Source organism: Pelagimonas sp. KU-00592-HH (assembly GCF_040369695.1).
Taxonomy (GTDB): Bacteria; Pseudomonadota; Alphaproteobacteria; order Rhodobacterales; family Rhodobacteraceae; genus Shimia.
Window position 1 is genome coordinate 578,052 of the sequence record NZ_BAABWM010000001.1, and the last position, 21,560, is coordinate 599,611.

Here is a 21,560-nt window from a genome sequence, read left to right on the forward strand (position 1 = left end):
CTTGGTTTACGGGCTGTTAACCAGGCGCGCTGTACATCTGATTCCGCAAGCAGGCGGAGCCATGGATGTCCGGAACTCAGATTTCTTCCACTCACCCCCAACTCCCACCCACCACGGAAGAACAACGGATTTCGTGGCTCCGTCTTTTGCGCTCTCGCAGGGTGGGCATTTCGACCTTTCACAGGCTGATCGGAGAATATGGAGCGGCTGACGCAGCGCTTGAGGCCCTGCCCGAAATTGCACAGTCCGCAGGTGAGACAGAGTATAAGGTGTGCCCGCGCGAGGTCGCATTGAAAGAAATGCGTGACGGACAGGCCGCCGGCGCCGAATTGCTGATGCATGGCCACGCCGGATATCCCTCTGCCCTGAATGACCTGCCTGACGCCCCGCCCCTGCTATGGGCCAAGGGCGACACATCCATTCTGTCCCGCCCGATGGTCGCGGTGGTCGGGGCGCGCAACGCCTCGTCTCTGGGCACCCGCATGGCGCGGTCCCTTGCCCGCGAGTTGGGAGAGGCCGGATTTGTCGTGGTGTCCGGAATGGCCCGTGGCGTCGATACAGCCGCGCATTTCGCCACGCTGGAAACCGGCACGGTGGCCGTTCTGGGGGGAGGTGTCGACGTCATCTACCCCGCCGAAAACGCGGAACTGGCCCGGAAAATCTGTGAAACAGGCCTGCGGCTTTCGGAGCAACCGATGGGCATGGTGCCACAGGCGCGCCACTTTCCGGCGCGCAACCGGATCATTTCCGGGCTGGCCCGCGCGGTGATCGTTGTCGAAGCGGCGGCCCGCTCCGGAAGCCTGATCACGGCACAGGGCGCGCTTGATCAGGGACGCGAGGTACTTGCGGTACCAGGCCATCCCTTTGACGCACGTGCCTCGGGATGCAACATGCTGATCCGCGACGGGGCGGTGCTGGTACGCGGCGCGGCAGATGTGATCGAAGCGATTGGTACGGCGCAGCCACGGGACAGACAGCCCGAGGCAGAACAGGCCAGCCTCGGCATCCCAACCCCGCCCGAAAAACGCAGCCTGAAACAGACGGCGGAGCTGCACACCCAGATACTTAACCGGCTTGGCCCTGCGCCCCTAGCAGAGGACCAGTTGATCCGCGATCTGGCGGCCTCGGCGAAGCAGGTGTCCCCTGCCCTTGTCGATCTCGAGATGCAGGGCAAGATCACCCGACAGGCCGGCGGGTTGCTGGCGCTGGTCTGATCACTCGCCAGGTCGCCTGCCCGAAAAGCGCTCAAACGCTCTGCAAAACCGAGGTTACCCTGCTTTCGCATTCCGCGACCGGAATGCAATAAAGCAATGAAAATCCGCGCCGGATTGACATTCCCCCCTTCCACACCACATTTTGGCCCGCCATAAGAACCTCGCGAGTCGAGAGGAAAGTATATGCCAGTAGTCGTCGTCGAATCCCCGGCGAAAGCCAAAACAATTAATAAATACCTGGGTTCGGACTACACCGTTCTTGCATCCTACGGTCACGTGCGCGACCTACCCGCCAAGGATGGCAGCGTCGATACCGACAACGATTTCGACATGACCTGGGAAGTCGGGAACGATTCCCGCAAGCACGTAAAGGCCATCGCCGACGCGCTCAAGGAAGACAACAACCTGATCCTCGCGACCGACCCCGATCGCGAAGGGGAAGCCATCAGCTGGCATCTTGAAGAAGCGCTGCGCAAGCGTCGTGCCATCAAGAAGGACACGCCGGTCAGCCGCGTGGTGTTCAACGCGATCACCAAGTCCGCCGTGACCGAGGCGATGCAGAACCCGCGCGACATCGACCAGCCGCTGGTCGATGCCTATCTCGCACGCCGGGCGCTGGATTACCTTGTCGGCTTCAACCTCTCGCCGGTCCTGTGGCGCAAACTGCCGGGCGCACGCTCGGCAGGCCGTGTGCAATCGGTCTGCCTGCGCCTGATCGTCGAACGCGAGATGGAGATCGAGGCCTTCAACGCCCGCGAATACTGGAGCGTCAAAGCCCTTCTGGCGACACCGCGCGGTCAGGAGTTCGAGGCACGCCTCACGGTTCTGGGCGGACAGAAGCTCGACAAGTTCGACATCGAGAACAGCACTGCGGCGGAACTGGCGGTTCAGGCCATCCAGTCGCGCGACCTGCATATCGCAAGTGTCGAGGCAAAACCGGCAAGCCGCAATCCCTCGCCGCCCTTCATGACCTCGACCCTGCAACAGGAAGCCAGCCGCAAGTTCGGCATGGGCGCGCGCCAGTGCATGAGTGCCGCGCAGCGTCTCTACGAGGCCGGCTATATCACCTATATGCGGACCGACGGTATCGACATGGCCCCCGAGGCCGTGGCCGCCGCGCGCGATGCCATCAAGGATCGTTATGGCGCCGAATACGTGCCCTCCGAGCCGCGCATCTACAAGAACAAGGCCAAGAATGCGCAGGAAGCGCACGAATGTATCCGTCCCACCGACATGACCCGCGCCACGGCCGATCTGAAGGTGACAGAAGACGATCAGCGCAAGCTGTATGACCTGATCTGGAAACGCACGCTGGCCTGCCAGATGGCGGGCGCGCGTCTGGAACGTACCACGGTCGAAATCTCCAGCGATGACAAGCAGGTAGGCCTTCGCGCCACCGGTCAGGTTGTGATGTTCGACGGTTTCATGCGGGTCTATGAAGAAGGCCGCGATGACGTTGTCGATGACGACGACAAGCGCCTGCCCCAGATCATGCAGGGCGAGGCCGCCGCCAAGCGCACCGTCGCTCCGGAGCAGCACTTTACCCAGCCGCCGCCGCGTTACACCGAGGCGACCCTTGTGAAACGCATGGAAGAGCTGGGCATCGGTCGCCCCTCAACCTATGCCAGCGTGATCACGACGATCCAGGACCGCGATTACGTCCGCAAGGAAAAGAACCGCCTGTTCCCCGAAGACAAGGGCCGGATCGTCACCATCTTCCTCTTGAACTTCTTCCGCCAGTACGTGGGGTACGAATTCACCGCGAACCTCGAAGAAGAACTGGATGACGTGAGCGCGGGCGAACGCAACTACAAGAACGTTCTGTCGCGTTTCTGGAAGGATTTCTCTGCCGCGATTTCCGAGACTTCCGAACTGCGGATCACGCAAGTTCTCGACATTCTTGACGAAGCCCTCGCGCCGCAGCTCTATCCCCCGCGCGAAGATGGCACCGATCCGCGTATCTGCCCGAAATGCGGGGCCGGTCAGTTGCACCTCAAAACCTCGCGCACCGGCGGGTTCGTGGGCTGTGGCAACTATCCGGAATGCAACTATACCCGCCCGATTTCGGGTGAGGGTGCCGAAGGCTATGAACGTGTGCTGGGCGAAGACAACGGGGATGAAATTCACCTCAAGTCGGGCCGGTTCGGGCCGTATGTCCAGCGCGGCGAAGCCACACCGGAGAACAAGAAACCGCCACGTGCCTCTCTGCCGAAACAGGGCAAGGAATACCTGCCCGGCTGGGGTCCGAACGACGTGACGCTTGAACAGGCGCTGACTCTTCTGACCCTGCCCCGCGAGATCGGCCCGCACCCGGATGGCGGCATGATCTCTTCGAACCTCGGGCGTTTCGGGCCTTATGTGATGCACCAGCTTCCGGACGAGGAAAAACCGGTTTACGCCAACCTCAAGGAAACGCTGGATGTTTTCGAGATCGGCATGAACCGCGCGGTCGAGCTGATCACCGAAAAGCGCAACAACCCCGGCCGTGGGCGTCGCGCGGCGGCCAAGCCTTTGAAAGAGCTGGGAGATCACCCTGACGAGGGCGGCGCGGTCAACATCATGGACGGACGGTACGGGCCTTACGTGAAGTGGGAAAAGGTGAACGCCACGATCCCCAAGGAGGTCGAGGTGGCCGACGTGACCATGGAACAGGCCGTTCAGTGGATCGCCGAGAAGGCCGCCAAGAAGGGCACCAAGCGCAAGGCGCCCGCCAAGAAGAAGGCGGCGCCCAAGAAGACCACCACGAAAAAGACAGCTTCGAAATAAGCGATCCAAGGCCCCGACATGGTTCGGGGCCTTTTTCGTTCGGGCGCGATGGAGCGCCCGCCCAACCCTACCGGATCAGGAATTCTACGGTGCCCCCACTACGGGATGCGCCCCGTAGTAATACCTAGCCCTGCCGCCGACATTGACTCCGCCGTGACGCGCCGTCAAAACTCCGGCAATTCCGGATTTTAGGGAGAATTCCATGAAAAAAGTCTATGCGAACGCGACCGAGGCGCTCGACGGGCTGCTGAAGGATGGCCTGTTCATCGCCGCTGGCGGCTTTGGCCTGTGCGGCATCCCCGAACTGCTGCTCAACGCCATCAAGGAATCGGGTGTGAAGGATCTGACCTTTGCCTCGAACAACGCAGGTGTTGACGATTTCGGCATCGGCATCCTGCTGCAGACCAAGCAGGTCAAGAAGATGATCTCGTCCTACGTGGGTGAAAACGCAGAATTCATGCGCCAGTATCTTTCGGGCGAGCTTGAGCTGGAATTCAACCCGCAGGGCACCCTGGCCGAGCGCATGCGCGCTGGCGGCGCGGGCATCCCGGGCTTTTTCACCAAGACCGGCGTGGGCACCGTGATTGCCGAAGGCAAGATGGAAAAGCAATTCCCCACCGGCCCCGACGGCGCGATGGAAGACTACATCATGGAAGAAGGCATCTTTGCCGACCTCGCCATCGTCAAGGCGTGGAAAGCAGACGAGACCGGCAACCTGGTGTTCCGCAAGACCGCGCGCAACTTCAACGCACCGGCGGCCACCTGCGGCAAGATCTGCATCGCCGAGGTGGAAGAGATCGTTCCGACCGGTTCGCTTGACCCCGACATGATCCACCTGCCCGGCATCTACGTGCACCGCATCATCCAGGGCGATCACGAGAAACGCATCGAACAGCGCACCGTCCGTCAGAAGGAGACCGCATAATGGCTTGGGATCGTAACCAGATGGCCGCACGCGCGGCACAGGAACTGCAGGACGGCTGGTATGTGAACCTCGGCATCGGTATCCCGACGCTGGTTTCCAACTATATCCCCGAGGGCGTGGAAGTGACCCTGCAATCGGAGAACGGCATGCTGGGCATGGGCCCCTTCCCCTACGAGGGCGAAGAGGATCCCGACCTGATCAACGCCGGCAAGCAGACCATCACCGAACTGCCGCAGACCGCCTATTTCGACAGTGCGCAGTCCTTCGCGATGATCCGTGGCGGCAAGATCGCCATGGCGATCCTTGGCGCGATGGAAGTGGCCGAGAACGGCGACCTCGCGAACTGGATGATCCCCGGCAAGCTCGTCAAGGGCATGGGCGGCGCGATGGACCTTGTGGCCGGTGTGGGCCGCGTGGTTGTCGTGATGGATCACGCCAACAAGCACGGCGTCTCCAAGGTTCTGAAAGAATGCACCCTGCCGCTCACCGGCAAGGGTGTGGTCGACCGCATCATCACCAACCTCGGTGTGATGGACGTTGTTGAGGGCGGTCTGAAGATCGTTGAAACCGCGGATGGCGTGACCGAGGAAGAGCTGCGCGCAGCCACCGAAGCCACCATCGTCGACTGATCTTCGGATCGGTAACAGATTTGAGGCCCGCGCGATTTGTGCGGGCCTTTTCGTTTTGCGGGCCCTATTCGCAGGGCACCGGATAGGTCAGCTTGAAGGCTCCGCGCGGGTTCCGGCCGGTGAAGCAGGTCACCTTGCCGACACCGTCCGCCCATTTGAGATGCGGGTCGATCGCGGTGCGCTGCCCCCCTTCCGGTTTCTCCCAGACTTCGAAGTGCAGGTGCAGAAAGCCACCGGCAAGCACACCGGTTTTCCCAAGCGTACCAAGGGTTTGCCCACGCTTGAGGTGCTCACCTTCGGATACAGTCCGCGACGCGAGGTGGGTGTAACGCGTCCAGTGCGCGGGAGAGCCTCCGTGGCTGAGCATGACGGTGTGCCCATAGGCCGGATCAAGGTAACTCTGGATCACCTCGCCCGGTGCGGCAGCGATCACCGCAGTCCCCAGCGGGGCATGGACATCCAAGCCCTGATGCTCGCCCCAGGCCTTACCGGCCGCAGACTGTGTGTCAGGGGCACGGAACTGCTGGGTGATGCTCGGTGCGTTGTCAGGGATGCTGACGTCGATCGGTTCGGGATAACGCGACACATAGGGCGCACTGCCCCCCTGCGGCGGCAAACCGGCGGTACAGCCGGCGATCAGAAGAGCGCCGGCCAGAATCATCTTTTTCATGCCCATCCCCCGGATTTCCCCTAGGTCATGGGCAGCTTACTGTGCCGTCCAGCCTCCGTCGACCGGGATAGAGGTGCCTGTCACATTGTGCGCAATTGGCGCGCAGAGCCACAGCGCCAGGGCACCGATTTCCGATGGATCCGAAGTGCGCTGAGACGGCTGTTTCTCGGACAGGAGTTCCGCGATACCCGCGTCCCGATCCCCGCCATGCGCGGCGGCGCGGGCTTGGATTTGCGGCTCGATGATCGCGGTCTCGGTCCAGCCGGGGCAGATACAGTTCACCGTCACCCCCCCTGCCTGTTTGCTGCCCTGGTTGGCGTATTCCAACGCGGCGACACGGCTGAGGCCCACAAGACCGAACTTGGCCGCGCAATACGGGGCCTTTTCCTTGCTCGCCACCACGCCATGCACCGAGGCGATGTTGATCACCCGGCCATATCCGCGCGCGGCCATCTCCGGCATGGCCACGCGCATGGTGTGGAAGGCGGCAGACAGGTTGATGGCAAGGATGGCGTCCCATGTCTCGGGGGGCATGTCGGCAAGGGGGGCCGTGTGCTGAATGCCAGCATTGTTGACAAGGATGTCGGCCCCGCCCCAATCGGCCACGGCCTGCATCATCGCATCGATGGCTGCCGGATCGCGCAGATCGCCCTCGAAGAAACGCACCTCGGGGGCACCAGCCGCTTCGAGTTCGGCACAGGCGGACGCGGCCTGATCTGGCGTGGCAAGGCCATGCACGGCGACCCGCGCCCCTGCCTCGGCCAGCGATCTGGCGACGGCAAGGCCAATCCCCTGCACTGATCCCGTCACAAGGGCGGTTTTTCCGGTCAGGTCGCTCATGACATCTCCTCCAATTGGCTCCGCAACGCGGTCTTCAGCACCTTGCCATAGTTGTTCTTGGGCAGGGCATCGGTCTGGAAATAGGCCTTGGGCCGCTTGAAACGGGCGATATTGCCGAGGCAATGGGCGTCCAGCGCAGCGCTGTCCAACTTGCCCCTGCACACAACGAAGGCCACGACGTCCTCGCCCCATTCGGGATGTGGGCGGCCAATCACCGAGGCCTCGACCACGTCGGGATGCGTCAGCAGCGCCTCTTCCACCTCGCGGGGATAGATATTGGTGCCACCAGAAATGATGAGGTCTTTGGACCGGTCCTTGAGCGTCAGGTAGCCGTCTTCGTCGATCTGCCCCATGTCCCCTGTCATCAGCCAGCCATCACGAAGCGCCTTGGCGCTGGCCTCGGGGTTCTGCCAGTACCCGGGCATGACAGCATCGCCCCGCGCCATGATTTCCCCCACCTCGCCCGCAGGCAGGGGATTGCCCGCGCTGTCGCCGATGGCGAGTTCCACAACCGATTGCGCCCGCCCGACCGAGGCCAGACGCGCCTGCCAGTTGGGGTGCGTCCGGTCTGTCACATCCGAGCGCGACAGCGCGGTGATGCACATCGGACATTCCCCCTGGCCGTAAATCTGCACAAAGATCGGGCCAAAGTGATCCACAGCCTCGGTGATGTCCGAGACATACATCGGCCCGCCCCCATAGACGATGGTGCGCAGGCCCGCGCCACTCTCGCCGGTCTGTTTGGCCACTTCGGTCATGCGTTTGACCATGGTAGGCGCACAGAACATGTGAACGCGGTCATGATGGCGGGCGAGATCAAAAATCTCAGCCTCGTCAAACCCCTGGCTCGGCGGATGCACATGACGCGCCCCCTTCAGGACGTGCATCACGTTGTAGATCCCGGCGCCGTGGCTCATGGGGGCAGCGTAAAGGGCGGTATCGTCTTCGTGCACCTCGTCGACATCCGCGAAATAGCTGAGCGCCATGGCCTGCAACATCCGGTGGGTGATCATCACCCCCTTGGGGCGGCCCGTGGTGCCCGAGGTGTAGAACAGCCAGCACAGATCGGCAGGCGCACGCGGTGTCATCGAAGGCAAGGGATCATAGGCCAGCGCCCGTTCCCACTCCGCCCCACCAGTAAGGACACAATCCACATCCGTCGCATCCGAAAGGGCGTCGCACAGGCCGGACGAGGCAAAGCACAGTCTGGCCCCGGCGTTGTCGAGAATCCACTCGGCCTCTTTCGCGTGCAGTTTGGCGTTGATGGGCACAACCGCCGCGCCAGCCGCCCATGCCGCGTATTGCGCCACAAGGTATTCCGGCACGTTCTTCATGAACAGGCCGACACGATCACCGGGTTGAATGCCCTTCGAGATCAGCCAGCCCGCCACCCGCATGGCACGCTCATGGAAGGTGCCATAGTCGGCCACCATCTCGCGCCCAAGGTACAAGGCCGGGCGGTCCGGGCTGATCTGAGCCGTGCGCGCCAGCCACAAAGCGATATTCATGATATCCTCCCTCACTCGTGCCGCCGAGCTAACCAAGTGGGCAACGAACAGGCAATTCGTAGAAATACTGCGCACCTCTTGGCCTTTCCGGTGCTTCTGGTGCATGGTGTGCGCATGAGTCTCGACGCTATCGCATTCGACCACGCTCCAGTGGGACTGGCCGTGCTTGAAAACCGGATCATCCGACGCTGCAATCTTGCGTTCGGAGAGATGTTTCACGAAGACCCCCGCAACTGCGAAGGGGTCTCTCTGGGCGAATTCTATGTCTCGGAAGAGGATTTCCAGACCATCGGCGAACGCGGCCTTGCGGCAATGCGCGAGTCGGGGCGCTATAACGACGAACGTGTCATGCGGCGGCGCGGGGGCGAGATGTTCTGGTGCCGGGTGCGCGGCCAGTCCCTGACCCCGGAGAACCCGTTCCAGCGTGGCATCTGGTCTTTTGCCGACCTGTCCGAGGAACGCCCCATCGTCGAACTCACCCAGCGAGAGCGCGAGGTGGCGATCCTGACCTGTCGCGGGTTGACCAGCAAGGAAGTGGGTCTCGAACTCGACCTGTCCTACCGAACTGTCGAGGAATACCGCGCCCGCCTGCTGCGTAAATTCGGGGCCCGCAAGCTGGCCGAACTGGTGGCGAAACTCTCGGGAATGCCACTTTGAGGAGAAATCGGTGGTTTCCCCTCGAAATTTCTGCAAAACACCCCCATTTGAGAGCGCACGCACGCGCTTTTCTCTGGTGCGGCTATGCCATATAAAGCGGCCCTAGGGGAAACCACAAAAGACTCAATCGCGCGTTCAAGCGCAGCAGAGGAAACACAAGATGAGCAAGAAGAACCACGACAACGACGTTGCCTTTATCCAGGCACTGGCAGAGCTTCTGCGCGAAAATGATCTGACCGAGCTGGAAGTGATGCGCGAATACGGCCAGGACGACAGCCTGAACGTGCGTGTCAGCCGCCAGACCCAGGTTGCCGCCACTGTCGTGGCTCCCGCCGCTGCCCCCGTGGCCGCTGCGCCCGCCGCCGCACCGGCCGCAGCCCCGGCTGCCGCGCCTGCTCCTGCTGCATCAAACGACGATCCCGCAAGCCACCCGGGTGCTGTGACCTCGCCGATGGTTGGCACCGTTTATCTTCAGGCCGAACCCGGCGCGCCCGCCTTCGTGAGCGTAGGCAGCCAGGTCAGCGAAGGTGACACCATCCTGATCGTCGAAGCGATGAAAACCATGAACCACATCCCGGCCCCCAAAGCCGGCACCGTCAAGCGCATCCTCGTGGGTGACGGCGACTCGGTAGAATTTGGTTCGCCGCTGGTCATCATCGAATAAGAGGCTGGCATGTTTGACAAAATCCTGATCGCAAACCGCGGAGAGATCGCCCTGCGCGTGATCCGTGCGTGCCGCGAAATGGGCATCCAGTCGGTCGCAGTACACTCGACCGCGGATGCCGATGCCATGCACGTGCGCATGGCCGACGAAAGCGTCTGCATCGGCCCGCCCGCCGGCACCCAGAGCTATCTCAACATGGCGTCGATCATCGCTGCCTGCGAAGTGACCGGCGCACAGGCGATTCACCCCGGTTACGGCTTCCTGTCGGAAAACGCCAACTTCGTGCAGATCATCGAAGATCACGGCCTGACCTTCATCGGCCCGACCGCGGAGCACATCCGCATCATGGGCGACAAGATCACCGCCAAGGACACGATGATCAAGCTGGGCGTGCCCTGCGTTCCCGGCTCGGAGGGTGGTGTGCCCGATCTCGCGACCGCCAAGAAGCTTGGCGAAGAGATGGGCTATCCTGTCATCATCAAGGCCACCGCCGGCGGCGGCGGCAAGGGGATGAAGGTTGCCGAGACGGCCGAGGACATGGAGATAGCCTTCATGACCGCGCGTGCCGAAGGCAAGGCCAACTTCGGCAACGACGAAGTCTATATCGAGAAATACCTCACCACCCCACGCCACATCGAGATTCAGGTCTTTGGGGACGGCAAGGGCAACGCGGTGCACCTGGGCGAGCGTGACTGTTCGCTGCAACGTCGCCACCAGAAGGTTTTCGAAGAGGCCCCCGGCCCCTGCATCACCCCGGAAGAGCGTGCCCGGATCGGCAAGATCTGCGCCGACGCGATGGCCGACATCAACTATATCGGCGCGGGCACCATCGAATTCCTCTACGAGAACGGCGAGTTCTATTTCATTGAAATGAACACCCGTCTTCAGGTGGAACACCCGGTCACCGAGTCGATCTTTGGTGTCGATCTGGTACGCGAACAGATTCGTGTGGCCGAAGGTCTGCCGATGTCGTTCACGCAGGACGATCTCGAGATCAACGGACACTCGATCGAGGTGCGGATCAACGCCGAGAAACTGCCGAACTTCACCCCCTGCCCCGGCAAGATCAGCCAGTATCACGCCCCCGGCGGTCTGGGTGTGCGGATGGATTCGGCGCTCTATGACGGCTATTCGATCCCGCCCTACTATGACTCGCTGATCGGCAAGCTGATCGTGCATGGACGCGACCGTCCCGAAGCGCTGGCGCGTCTGGCACGGGCCCTGGGCGAGATCATCATCGACGGCATCGACACCAGCCTGCCGCTGTTCTCGGCGCTGCTGGCCGAGGATGACATCCTGACCGGCAACTACAACATCCACTGGCTGGAAAAGTGGCTTGAAGCCAATATGGCCGAGGGCTGATGCCCGGCGACGGCGCGCAGGAAGGCATGGGGGAAATCACCCCCGCAATGCTGATGCGCGCCTATGCCATCGGGGTGTTCCCGATGTCCGAACACCGGGACGATCCGGAAATTTTCTGGGTCGACCCACGCCGCCGCGGCGTCTTTCCGCTTGAGGGATTCCACATCTCCCGCTCGCTGGCCAAGGCAATCCGACGCGAGGATTACCAGATCACCATCAATCGGGATTTCCTTGGGGTTGTCGACGGCTGTGCCGATCGTGACGACACCTGGATCAATGCCGAAATACGCCACCTTTACAACGCCTTGCACGAACGCGGCCAGGCCCATTCACTTGAGGTCTGGCGGGAGGACAACCTGATTGGCGGGGTTTACGGCGTGACGCTGGGCGCGGCCTTCTTCGGCGAAAGCATGTTCTCTCGCGCACGCGATGCATCAAAGATTGCGCTGGCCTATCTGGTGGATCACCTGCGCCGTGGGGGATTTCGACTGTTCGACACGCAGTTCATCACACCGCATCTGGCCTCGCTTGGCGCGGTCGAGATCAGCCGCGCGGAATACCACGTGTTGTTGCGCGATGCGATCGAGGGAAACGCGGATTTCGAGAGGCCAGCCGTGGCGGATGCTCAGGGCGTCTTGCAGCGCAGCACCCAGACGTCATAACGCGCATGATCCAGCGCATTGAGCGCGGGCGACGAGGCAATCATCCATCCCTGGAACAACGGTGCATCTGTCGCCTCGAGACCTTCGTGCACCGACAGGAAGGCATAGGCCTCGCCGGTTGCATTGTCCTCGGGATGGCGGCATTCAGCCAGATCGACGCGCAGGCCGCCGAAGGCCACGCTGTAGCCGTTGTCCAGTTCGAAATCGACCGTCTTGCCAGTCAGCTTGTCGAGGCCCCGCAGGAAGGCCCCTGTGCCTGCAACGGCCGGAACCGAGACCTCGGAAGTCACGGTGCCCAGATCCTGTAACGGTGCCAGCGAAAAGACCTCGGTGTCCGGCTGGATGATCACGATGGGTGGTTCGGCACTGTCGAGGCTTTCGACGGTGATCGAGGATTGCGCCGCCGCAGTCCCAGCGACCAGCGCGAGGATCAGCGCAAAGCGCTTCACTCTTCGTCTCCGCCCGTGACGAATTTCATCAGAAGACCAACAAGGCTGACGGCCCCTTGGGTATCTTCCAGCTCGCCACCTTCTTCGATGTTGAAGGGCGATCCGCCGGGCAGGATTTCCACGAAGTTGCCGCCCAGCAGCCCCTCGGAAGAGATCACAACAGCGCTGTCATCGGGCAGTTCGATGCCCTGCTCGATGGTCAGTTCGGTATCGGCGCGGAATGTCTGTGTGTTCAGGGTGATGTCGGTGACAGAGCCGATCTTGACGCCAGCAAGGCGCACGTCGGTGCCTTCGGTCACGCCCTCGATCGAGCGGAACGAGGCCGTCACCGGATACCCGGCACTGCCGGACGAAAACCCGCTGACCTGACCAGCATAAACAAGGAAACCCACCGCAACGGCAACAACGGCTGCACCGACGGTTACTTCTGTACGAACTGCTGACATTGGGAAAGCTCGGCCTTATTCCGGCGACCAGGCTTCGTAGTCGGACCGCGCAGCAGGCGCGCCCTGACGAATCGAGCCCGCAGGCGCATAGGCCATCGCGGTACCGGTCAGGTTTTCCAGGTGCGGCTTTTCCCAATCCTTGCGGGGCAGCGGCTTGTCCGAGGGGATCTCGTCAAAGGTGCGATGCAGCCAGCCATGCCAGGCGGCGCTGATGCGGCTTGCCTCGGCTTCGCCGTTGTAGATGACCCAGCGTTTGCTGTCGTCCTTGTTGTGGTAATAGACGTTGCCCTGATCGTCCTCGCCCACCTTGATCCCCTTGCGACGGGTATACAGCATGGTGTTGAAGGTGGCGCCATTCCACCAGGTGAAGATTCCGTTGATCGTGCTCAGAATGCCCATGGGTGCCTCCGCGAATTCCTTATCCGTATGCCGCATTCGCGCGCAAAGGTCCAGCGGGTAGCCTTTCCAATGCAGCGCGATTTCGCCGCAAGTGCCTGATCAGCAGCAGTTCGGTGCCAGTGCGGTCAATTCGATCTCGATACGGAACTTGGGATCGATCAGATTGCACTCGACCATGGTGGCGGCCGGCGGGTTGGCACCAAAGGTTTCCGACAGAATCGGAAAGCAGGGTTCGAACTCGGCAGCGTCCGGCAGGTAGTAGTTGACGCGCACGGCATCAGCAAAGCTGGCCCCGGCCTCAGCCAGTGCCTTCTCGATGGTTTCCAGCGCAGACCGGCACTGTTCGACAACGGTATCGCCCTGCCCCACGGTGCCCGCGACATGCACGAAGCCACCGGCCACAACGGCGCGGCAGTAGCCGATCTTGGTTTCGAATTCTCCGCCAAAGGAAATGCGTTTGATCATCAGAGGTCTCTTTTCAGGTTGGGGTTTCAAATGGAAACGGCGCGGCCCATGGGCCACGCCGTCTCTATGTCTCGTGCCGTTGCCGCGATCAGCTGGCGCTTGCCGGTTCCTTCTCGGCATCCGCGTGGATCATCAGCGGCTGTTTGTCCGAGGTCACCGCCTCTTCGTTCACCACGACCTCGGTCACGCTGTCCATGCCCGGCAGTTCGAACATGGTGTCCAGCAGGATGTCTTCGAGGATCGAGCGAAGGCCACGGGCACCGGTCTTGCGTTCGATGGCACGTTTGGCGATCGCCGAAAGCGCATCATCGGTAAAGGTCAGCGCGGTGTCTTCCAGCTCGAACAGGCGCTGGTACTGTTTGACAAGCGCGTTCTTGGGTTCGGTCAGAATGGTAACCAGCGCGTCTTCGTCCAGGTCTTCCAGCGTCGCCAGAACCGGCAGACGGCCCACGAATTCCGGGATCAGGCCAAAGCGCAGCAGGTCTTCCGGCTCCAGATCCTTGAAGATCTCGCCAACGCCGCGTTCGTCATTGTCGCGCACATCGGCACCAAAGCCCATCGCCGAGCCTTTGCCGCGCTGTGCGATGATCTTGTCGAGGCCGGCAAAGGCACCGCCACAGATGAACAGGATGTTGGTGGTGTCGACCTGCAGGAATTCCTGCTGCGGGTGCTTGCGGCCACCCTGCGGCGGAACGCTGGCAACCGTGCCTTCCATCAGCTTCAGCAGCGCCTGCTGCACGCCCTCGCCCGAGACGTCGCGGGTGATCGAAGGGTTCTCGGACTTGCGCGTGATCTTGTCAACCTCGTCAATATAGACAATGCCGCGCTGCGCGCGCTCAACGTTGTATTCCGACGCCTGAAGCAGCTTGAGGATGATGTTCTCGACATCTTCCCCGACATAGCCCGCTTCGGTCAGCGTGGTTGCATCGGCCATCGTGAAGGGCACGTCCAAAATGCGCGCCAGCGTCTGCGCCAAAAGCGTCTTGCCGCAGCCCGTCGGGCCAATCAGAAGGATGTTCGACTTGGCCAGTTCGATGTCGCCGGTCTTTTGAGCATGGTTGAGGCGCTTGTAGTGGTTGTGAACTGCCACTGACAAGACGCGCTTGGCCACGGCCTGACCGATCACGTAGTCGTTCAGAACATCGCAGATTTCCTGCGGGGTCGGCACACCTTCGGAAGATTTCAGGCCGCTTGCCTTGGTCTCTTCGCGGATGATGTCCATGCAAAGTTCAACGCATTCATCACAGATGAAAACGGTGGGACCAGCAATCAGTTTGCGAACCTCGTGCTGGCTCTTGCCGCAGAAGCTGCAATAGAGGGTGTTTTTGCTGTCGCCGGAGTTGCTTGCCATGTCCTACCTTTCAGCCCCTGACTACCGTCAGGGAAATTCCGCGTCAAAGCCCTGTTTCCGACTTAGCTTAGGCTAGCTTAGAAGCAGGCACAATGTCGAAAAAGCGCCCCGCGGGTTACGAACCCGCGGGGCCCATATTTTACTCAGCGTCGTCGCTCTTGGCGCGATTTTCCACGATCTCGTCGATCAAACCCCAGTCCTTGGCCTCTTCGGCGGACATGAAGTTGTCGCGCTCAAGCGCGTCGACCACGGCCTTCATCTTCTGGCCGGTGTGCTTGACGTAGATGCCGTTCAGGCGATCCTTGAGCTTCTGGGTTTCCTGCGCGTGGATCATGATATCCGTCGCCTGACCCTGATAGCCGCCCGAGGGCTGGTGCACCATGATGCGGCTGTTGGGCAGCGAGAAGCGCATGCCTTCGGCACCAGCGGTCAGCAGCAGCGACCCCATCGAGGCCGCCTGGCCGATCACCAGGGTCGAAACCTTGGGACGGATGTATTGCATGGTGTCATAGATCGAGAGGCCCGAGGTCACCACGCCACCGGGCGAGTTGATGTACATCGAGATCTCTTTCGAGGGGTTCTCGGCTTCGAGGTGCAGCAACTGCGCGACGATCAGCGAGGACATGCCATCGTGAATCGGGCCGTTGATGAAGATGATGCGCTCCTTCAGGAGGCGCGAGAAGATGTCGTAAGCACGTTCCCCGCGGCTGGTCTGTTCCACGACCATGGGGACCAGGGTATTCATGTATGTCTCGAATGGGTCTGTCATATCCGCCTGCCTGTTGTTCGCCAATAATGCGTCTGGCCGAAGCCTGTCAGAAAGAGTCTTAGTGCTGCCCTAGGGGGGCTGCAAGAGCGGGAGACGATTTTAAGGAAATCACGATTGCGACAGCCGCATCTGTCACCCCACGCAAAACAAAGGGGCCGGTGCAAGACCGGCCCCTAAAATCGACAATCCTTTGAGGATCAGAAGATGAAGTCGTTTTCCGAGTAGGCCAGACCAACACCCACGTCGGTATAATCAACATTCTGCAACAGGATCGAGTTGCTGCCGACAACGATCTTGGCCTTGCCGCCATCGTCCACCAGGTGATTGGCCAGAAGGTCGGCGAAATCGGTGATCTCGGAAATGGCCGAGAGGTCGACTTTCTCGGTGTTGAAGGCTGCGAAATCGGTGATCACGTCGTTGCCGAAGTCGCCTGCGAACACGAAGGTATCGGCGTTCTTGTTGCCGGTCAGCGTATCGTTGCCCGCACCACCTTCTAGCAGATCATTGCCGGCACCAGCTGTCAGGCGGTCGTTTCCGCGGTCGCCGTACAAGGAGTCTGCGCCGCCGCCGCCGATCACGGTGTCGGCGCCGGAGCCGCCATTCACCTCATCAGCACCGTTGCCGCCGTTGACGACATCGTTGCCGGCGCCACCATCCATTTCATCGCTACCGCCTTCACCCTTGAGCACGTCGTTGCCGCCACCGGCCCAGATCGAGTCGTTGCCGGTGCCGCCGTTGATGGTGTCCTTGGCAAAGGCGCCGCTTTGCTCGTTGTCAACAAAGGTGTCGTTGCCCGCACCAAGATTCGCGAGGTCACGTCCAAGACCGCCGGTCACGACGTCATTGCCGTCACCACCGTTCAGCGTGTCGGCACCTGCACCACCGGCCAGGTGGTCGCCGCCCTTACCGCCATTGAGAACATCGTTCCCGGCTTCACCCAGCAGGGTGTCAAAGCCGGACAGACCGTACAGCTTGTTGTTGCCGCCGGTGCCAATGATGAGGTCAGCCCCCGCCGTTTGCGAGCCCGGCGCACCGCCGGTGACAAGGCCTTTCAGGGTGTCAAAGCTGCGTTGTGCGTCGTTGAAACGAATTTTCTCGACGTCCCAGAAGATGGTGTTGGTGTCGCCACCCAGCGATATGGTCAAGCCCAGCGCGTTCAGGCCAATGGTGGCATCCGCGAGGTTACCATCAAGCTCGGCGAGGTCGGTGCCGTTGCCGCCGAACAGGGTGTCGTCGCCAGCACCCGCAATCAAGGTATCGGCCCCACCGCCCCCGAAGAGGAAGTCATCGCCACCACGACCGTCGAGCTTGTTCTTGGCGTTGTTACCAATAAGCTCATCGTCATGCTCACGCGAGCCGCGAACGTCTTCGATATTCGACAGGCGGTGATAGAAGTACTGGCCACCCCAAGTGCCCTCGGCGTAGCCGAGCGCCAGGTCGACTTCGACCTCCTCAACGCCGCTGCGATCATAGCGCACGAGGTCGCGTCCGCCTGCGCCGTCCAGCGTGTCAAAGCCCTGACGCAGAATGAACCGGTCATTCGAGGCACTGCCGAGGATGCTGTCGTTGAAATCGGTGGCTTGGACTTCGATCACAGGGCCACTTCCGATGCCCGTGATGGCGTCTAAGCCACCTTGGCCATTGTTGATAGTACCAACCGTCAGGTCCGCCGAGATGCCTTGTGTCGCCCCCCAATGGTTCAGGCGCACGATCCCGTCTCCGCCAAGAATGTTGACAGTGTTGTTGCCACCTCCACCATGAATTCCGAACCAGTGGTCGGAGCCCAACGTGATGTTGATGATGTCATTGTAATCGGTGCCGTAAACACTCAGGCCCCAGTAGTCGAGCGCATTCACAACTTCCAGAAGCGTTGTGGAGCCGTTCGGACCCTTGTCGATCGAACCCGTGTTGGTGGCGCCATTGATTGTCGCGACAATGCCCGCGTTCAGATCATCGTGATCAAGGCCAACACCGCTTTGGTCAACATCGGCCATGTCAACGGTATCGTTGCCCGAACCGGTCAGGATGGTGTCCCATGCTTCGAAAGAGTTGCCGCCGGGATCGAAGTAATCGTTGCCAGCACCGCCGACCAAGTAGTCACTGCCCGAACCGCCAAACAGGAAGTCGTTACCGTTTCCGCCTTCCAACTGGTCATTTCCACCCAAACCGAAAAGGTGATCGTTACCCGAACCACCGACAATCCAGTCCCAGTAGGGAGTCGGGTATCCAGGCAAACCGTCGTCGTAATCGCTACCAACCTTGATCTCTTGAACGGCAACGCCGTTGATGAACAGGGTCGAGTTGTCCAGCGACGCTTCGTCGGTGATGGCACCGGTCATGGTCAGCAGGTTAGTGCCATCGGGACCAGTGATGGTTGCGCCGGTCAGGGCAAGGCCGCTCACCGAAGCCAGCGAGGTGAAGTAGCCGAAGACATCCACGATGTCACCGATCTGGTACATGACCGAGAACAGCTCGCTCAAATCGGTCGGGAAGGTACCGTTCAACGTGATGGTGTAGCCTTCGAACGACAGGTTGACCGCGCTGCTGGTAACCGAGAAGGAGAACAGCGTGTCAGTGCCGTTCATGATGGTCAGGCCATCGGGGCCAAACCCTACCAGTTGGTTGAGCAGGTTGGTGCGCGCTGCACCGGTCAGGTCACCGGCGGTTTCGATCTGCGGCAGGAGATCTGCCAGCCCCATGAACTGTGTCAGCGTCAGGGGGAAGCCGCCGCTGAGGATGATCTTCTGGTCGCCCGAGGTGATGGTGTAGCCGCTGGCATTCATGTCGAGAACCAGCAGGTCAACCGGCGTACCACCCGCGGTCAGCGGACCTTCGAGCTTCAGCTGCGAGAAGGCACCGGTGGCAAGACCGTTGTCGATGGCGATTTCCAGCTCGGCAACACTGCCGACCGGATTGATGCCCGAACCGCTCAGGGTCAGGGTGTGGCCGGTGCTTGCGTCCGCCAGAACAACCTGCGTCGACGCCAGCGAGGTGACCTGGAAGTCGGGGCCGAGCGTGTCCAGAAGCTCGAAGCCGGCCATATAGTCCAGTTCAAGGTTGTCAAAGGCCGTCGGAAGCGGGGAGCTTCCATTTACCAGTTCGACAAGATACGACAGGTCAGAATTCACGTTAAATACGGGCACCTCAAATCCTCCAATTCGAAATAGGGCACTTAAACAACTTGCTAAGCAAAATTGCTTTCGCGGGCATGTAATTGAAAAACAAATGATTCTACCACGTTCTTTTTTAATCTACGGAGCACTCGCCGCCCTTTTGAGCGGCTGTGTCGCACCCGAGTCCACATGGACCACGCGGAGCGAGATTTTCATTGAACGCGATGAAACGGCCTTTGTGCCCGGAGCGTTGGACGGCGCCATTGAGGCTCTCGGAGGATCAAGTGGCGGCGGGTCGCTGTTGTCTCAGGACACATCAGACCCTGATGAGGACGACGGCGAAGACCTTGTCTACACGGTGCCTCGATCAGCGATGTTGGGGGCTCGCATCCATGCGGAGCGGGCCATGTCAAAGCGCGCCACCTGGACGGTTTCGGCCACTGGGGCTTTGGGGAAATCCACCTATTTTCTTCCTGACGGTGCTGAAATCCCCATCAACCCTGAAGTTCCAACAAAGTTCGAAGAGCCGATCACTGTCAAATTCCAAACAGCCAGTATCGATCTCGCTGCCGGGGCAAAACGCCGAGTGTATGACGGTCAGAAGTTTGACGTGGACCTGACCGGCACAGCGGGAATTTTGTTCACTCTCACCAAAACCGATGTCGCGTCACCAATCTTCATTCTCGACGACTGGGAAACCCAGGAACTTCCCTATGTCTCTTTGGCCGTGAAACTGACAGCGAACCGGAAGGGCAAGGCCACAGGAAAAGCGCGTTCGCAACCCTTCCTGACCCTTGGTGCACGCGCCTATCCGGGGGTCGGCGCGCGCTTTGTCACCCAGTTGGGCATGCAGTTCTAAACCGGCTCACTCGGACGTCAGAACCCAGTCGCGCAGCACATCGACCTCGGGGGCCAGTTCGACCGCCATACCGTCACAAAAGTCGATCAGCGCCTGCACGTTGAGCTTGTTGGCCCCCACGATGATCGGCACCCCGGCGGCCAATGCCTGTCCGATGGTGTCGCGGAACCCGCGGCCGTCGGCCTCGTGCTTGCCGAACTTGTTGACCAGCAACAGATCGGCCCCCTCGCCCAACTGCCTGTCTGTCAGGGCCACGGCCTCTTCCAGGGCATTGGTGTCCAGACGGCAGCCGCGCGCCTCTTTGCCAAGGTCCTGCGAAATGCGGATGACCGGACCTTCGGGCAGCACCTTGACGTCCATGTCGCAGTGGTGGTCCTTGTCACGCTCGGTATCGACCTGAACAGTGCCGCACAGGCGCAGGCCGCGCTTGGCCATTTCCTCGGCGAATTCGGCCAGAAGGAGGTTCGTCTCGCCCCGACCGGGGGCTAGGGTATAGGCAATCTTCATTGCGGTGTCCTTGGATCAAGAAACGAAAGGCAGGAAGCGAACTGTTTCGCCCACCTGCCCCGTGGTGGTTTCGGCAGCGATGTCGATCATGCCATCCGCCGCCAGCAATTGCGAGAGGGAGGCCGAGCGCACCGGCACACCGGGGTCGATCACCGGACGGCCACTTGCGTCGCGCCCCATGACGGCCACCGGGCGGAATTCGCGGCGTCCGACCTTGTGCTCAAGCTGCCCCCCCAGAACAGCAGCCTGCGTGGGGGTCTCGGAGGGGTGATGGCCCAGCGCGGAAAGGATGCCGTTGCCAAACAGATGCCAGCCGACAAAGGCCGCCACCGGATTGCCCGGCAACCCGAGCCAGAGCGCGCCTTCGATCTGTCCGGCAGAGACCGGCTTGCCCGGCTTCATCGCCACACCGGAAAAGGCGTGCTGCCCGCCAGCGCGGATGAACGACTGGTGAAGGTGGTCCTCTTCCCCGACAGACACGCCGCCCGAGGTGATGATCAGGTCAACCTGCCCCGCCACGCGGGCAAAGGCCGAGGCGATTTCCAGCGGTGTGTCGCTCAGCTGCACGCGGGCGACGATGTCGGCACCGGCAGCCGTGACAAGGGCGCTGATCATCGGGGTGTTCACATCCCAGATCTCGCCGGCAGACAGTTCCGCCCCTGCATCGCGAATTTCGTCACCGCTCATCATCAGCGCAACGCGCGGGCGGCGATAGACCTTGGCGGCCCCGATACCGGCCCCCGCCAGCGCGGCGATCCGGTTGGCGGTCAGGCGCGTGCCTTCCGACAGCAGCGGATGCCCCTTTTGCATGTCCGATCCGCTGCGACGTACATGTGCGCCAGGTGCGGGGCGGTCATGGATGGTGATCACATCGCCCGCGCGAACAACCTGTTCCTGCGGAATGACCAGATCAGCGCCCTTCGGCAGGGGCGCGCCGGTGAAAATCCGCGCAACCATGCCCGCAGGCAGCGGTGTGTCACCTGGCTGACCGGCTGCAATACGGTCGAACACCGGCAACTGCCAGGGCCCCTGCCCTTCCAGACTGTCCAAGGCAAGCGCATAGCCGTCCATGGCCGCGTTATCAAACAGGGGCAGATCACATACGGTCTGCACATCGCAGGCCAGGATGCGGTCTTCCAGATCGAAGACCGGCACGCTTTCCACGTCGCGGATCGGCTGAACCAACGCGCGCAGGCGCTCCATCGCCTCTTCCACCGAAGGCAGCCCCTTGGTGGAACAGGCACAGGCCGCCGCGGTGTCTGCGGCGGCCTGCGAAATTGTCTTGAGTTCATTCATGAGCTTTTC

The 21,560-nt window shown here is 61.4% G+C and carries 21 protein-coding genes; 9 read left to right on the forward strand and 12 right to left on the reverse strand.

Going from position 1 to position 21,560, the window contains the following annotated elements; translation table 11 throughout:
* Window positions 1-65: 65 nt before the first annotated feature.
* From dprA to ABWV42_RS02990, 4 genes are all read left to right on the forward strand, one after another.
* Window positions 66-1,214, forward strand: coding sequence for a DNA-processing protein DprA (dprA, locus tag ABWV42_RS02975; RefSeq protein ID WP_353338827.1), 1,149 nt, complete (start codon window positions 66-68; stop codon window positions 1,212-1,214).
* Window positions 1,215-1,397: 183 nt separating this feature from the next.
* Window positions 1,398-3,980, forward strand: a complete 2,583-nt coding sequence (topA, locus tag ABWV42_RS02980; protein WP_353338828.1) for a type I DNA topoisomerase — start codon at window positions 1,398-1,400, stop codon at window positions 3,978-3,980.
* A gap of 202 nt (window positions 3,981-4,182) precedes the next feature.
* A complete protein-coding gene (locus ABWV42_RS02985) occupies window positions 4,183-4,905 on the forward strand; it encodes a CoA transferase subunit A (RefSeq protein ID WP_255105062.1) in 723 nt (240 codons plus the stop codon).
* Window positions 4,905-5,534, forward strand: coding sequence for a CoA transferase subunit B (locus ABWV42_RS02990; protein WP_255105060.1), 630 nt, complete (start codon window positions 4,905-4,907; stop codon window positions 5,532-5,534). Before ABWV42_RS02985 ends, ABWV42_RS02990 begins: the two co-directional genes overlap by 1 nt.
* A 64-nt stretch (window positions 5,535-5,598) precedes the next feature.
* Here the strand turns inward: ABWV42_RS02990 and ABWV42_RS02995 are convergent, their stop codons facing one another.
* The 3 genes from ABWV42_RS02995 to ABWV42_RS03005 are packed head-to-tail and all read right to left on the reverse strand — an operon-like array spanning window position 5,599 to window position 8,552.
* Window positions 5,599-6,204, reverse strand: coding sequence for a M23 family metallopeptidase (locus ABWV42_RS02995; RefSeq protein ID WP_353338829.1), 606 nt, complete (start codon window positions 6,202-6,204; stop codon window positions 5,599-5,601).
* A 36-nt stretch (window positions 6,205-6,240) separates the two neighbouring features.
* Window positions 6,241-7,044, reverse strand: a complete 804-nt coding sequence (locus ABWV42_RS03000) for a 3-hydroxybutyrate dehydrogenase (RefSeq protein WP_353338830.1) — start codon at window positions 7,042-7,044, stop codon at window positions 6,241-6,243.
* Window positions 7,041-8,552, reverse strand: a complete 1,512-nt coding sequence (locus ABWV42_RS03005) for a class I adenylate-forming enzyme family protein (RefSeq protein ID WP_353338831.1) — start codon at window positions 8,550-8,552, stop codon at window positions 7,041-7,043. Before ABWV42_RS03005 ends, ABWV42_RS03000 begins: the two co-directional genes overlap by 4 nt.
* A 114-nt stretch (window positions 8,553-8,666) precedes the next feature.
* Between ABWV42_RS03005 and ABWV42_RS03010 the strand changes: the two genes are divergently transcribed.
* The 4 genes from ABWV42_RS03010 (at window position 8,667) to aat (ending at window position 11,897) form a co-directional block, all read left to right on the forward strand.
* Window positions 8,667-9,209 carry a LuxR C-terminal-related transcriptional regulator gene (locus tag ABWV42_RS03010; protein ID WP_255105053.1) on the forward strand — a complete coding sequence of 181 codons (543 nt, stop codon included), beginning with the start codon at window positions 8,667-8,669 and terminating at the stop codon, window positions 9,207-9,209.
* Window positions 9,210-9,369: 160 nt separating this feature from the next.
* Window positions 9,370-9,873 carry an acetyl-CoA carboxylase biotin carboxyl carrier protein gene (gene accB / locus ABWV42_RS03015; RefSeq protein WP_353338832.1) on the forward strand — a complete coding sequence of 168 codons (504 nt, stop codon included), beginning with the start codon at window positions 9,370-9,372 and terminating at the stop codon, window positions 9,871-9,873.
* Between the two features lie 9 nt (window positions 9,874-9,882).
* On the forward strand, window positions 9,883-11,235 hold the full coding sequence (accC, locus tag ABWV42_RS03020) for an acetyl-CoA carboxylase biotin carboxylase subunit (RefSeq protein ID WP_353338833.1): 1,353 nt from the start codon (window positions 9,883-9,885) through the stop codon (window positions 11,233-11,235).
* Window positions 11,235-11,897: a leucyl/phenylalanyl-tRNA--protein transferase gene (aat, locus tag ABWV42_RS03025; RefSeq protein WP_353338834.1), complete on the forward strand. Its 663-nt coding sequence runs from the start codon at window positions 11,235-11,237 to the stop codon at window positions 11,895-11,897. Before accC ends, aat begins: the two co-directional genes overlap by 1 nt.
* On the opposite strand, the gene ABWV42_RS03030 is transcribed toward aat, so the two are convergent.
* The 7 genes from ABWV42_RS03030 to ABWV42_RS03060 form a co-directional block, all read right to left on the reverse strand.
* Window positions 11,861-12,346, reverse strand: coding sequence for a DUF2155 domain-containing protein (locus tag ABWV42_RS03030; protein WP_353338835.1), 486 nt, complete (start codon window positions 12,344-12,346; stop codon window positions 11,861-11,863). The genes aat and ABWV42_RS03030 overlap by 37 nt on opposite strands.
* Window positions 12,343-12,792 carry an outer membrane lipid asymmetry maintenance protein MlaD gene (gene mlaD / locus ABWV42_RS03035; protein ID WP_353338836.1) on the reverse strand — a complete coding sequence of 150 codons (450 nt, stop codon included), beginning with the start codon at window positions 12,790-12,792 and terminating at the stop codon, window positions 12,343-12,345. The genes ABWV42_RS03030 and mlaD overlap by 4 nt, the downstream gene beginning before the upstream one ends.
* Before the next feature lie 15 nt (window positions 12,793-12,807).
* A complete protein-coding gene (locus ABWV42_RS03040) occupies window positions 12,808-13,191 on the reverse strand; it encodes an NADH:ubiquinone oxidoreductase subunit NDUFA12 (RefSeq protein WP_353338837.1) in 384 nt (127 codons plus the stop codon).
* A 99-nt stretch (window positions 13,192-13,290) separates the two neighbouring features.
* Entirely contained in the window at window positions 13,291-13,656 is a 366-nt protein-coding gene (locus tag ABWV42_RS03045) for a RidA family protein (RefSeq protein ID WP_255105042.1), read from the reverse strand.
* An 88-nt stretch (window positions 13,657-13,744) separates the two neighbouring features.
* Window positions 13,745-15,007 carry an ATP-dependent Clp protease ATP-binding subunit ClpX gene (gene clpX, locus ABWV42_RS03050; protein WP_255105040.1) on the reverse strand — a complete coding sequence of 421 codons (1,263 nt, stop codon included), beginning with the start codon at window positions 15,005-15,007 and terminating at the stop codon, window positions 13,745-13,747.
* Window positions 15,008-15,146: 139 nt separating this feature from the next.
* Window positions 15,147-15,776: an ATP-dependent Clp protease proteolytic subunit gene (locus ABWV42_RS03055; protein ID WP_255105038.1), complete on the reverse strand. Its 630-nt coding sequence runs from the start codon at window positions 15,774-15,776 to the stop codon at window positions 15,147-15,149.
* A 197-nt stretch (window positions 15,777-15,973) separates the two neighbouring features.
* Entirely contained in the window at window positions 15,974-18,919 is a 2,946-nt protein-coding gene (locus tag ABWV42_RS03060) for a calcium-binding protein (RefSeq protein WP_353338838.1), read from the reverse strand.
* A gap of 82 nt (window positions 18,920-19,001) precedes the next feature.
* Here ABWV42_RS03060 and ABWV42_RS03065 point away from each other — a divergent pair, with 82 nt between their 5' ends.
* The gene (locus tag ABWV42_RS03065) at window positions 19,002-19,748 is read left to right on the forward strand and encodes a hypothetical protein (protein WP_353338839.1); all 747 of its coding nucleotides are present in this window, start codon (window positions 19,002-19,004) and stop codon (window positions 19,746-19,748) included.
* Window positions 19,749-19,754: 6 nt separating this feature from the next.
* On the opposite strand, the gene ABWV42_RS03070 is transcribed toward ABWV42_RS03065, so the two are convergent.
* Both ABWV42_RS03070 and ABWV42_RS03075 read right to left on the reverse strand, forming a co-directional pair.
* Window positions 19,755-20,255 (reverse strand): DUF2478 domain-containing protein, encoded by a 501-nt coding sequence (locus ABWV42_RS03070; protein WP_353338840.1) that lies wholly within the window; start codon window positions 20,253-20,255, stop codon window positions 19,755-19,757.
* A 15-nt stretch (window positions 20,256-20,270) separates the two neighbouring features.
* Complete coding sequence (locus ABWV42_RS03075) at window positions 20,271-21,551, reverse strand: molybdopterin molybdotransferase MoeA (RefSeq protein WP_353338841.1); 1,281 nt, start codon at window positions 21,549-21,551, stop codon at window positions 20,271-20,273.
* Window positions 21,552-21,560: the final 9 nt, after the last annotated feature.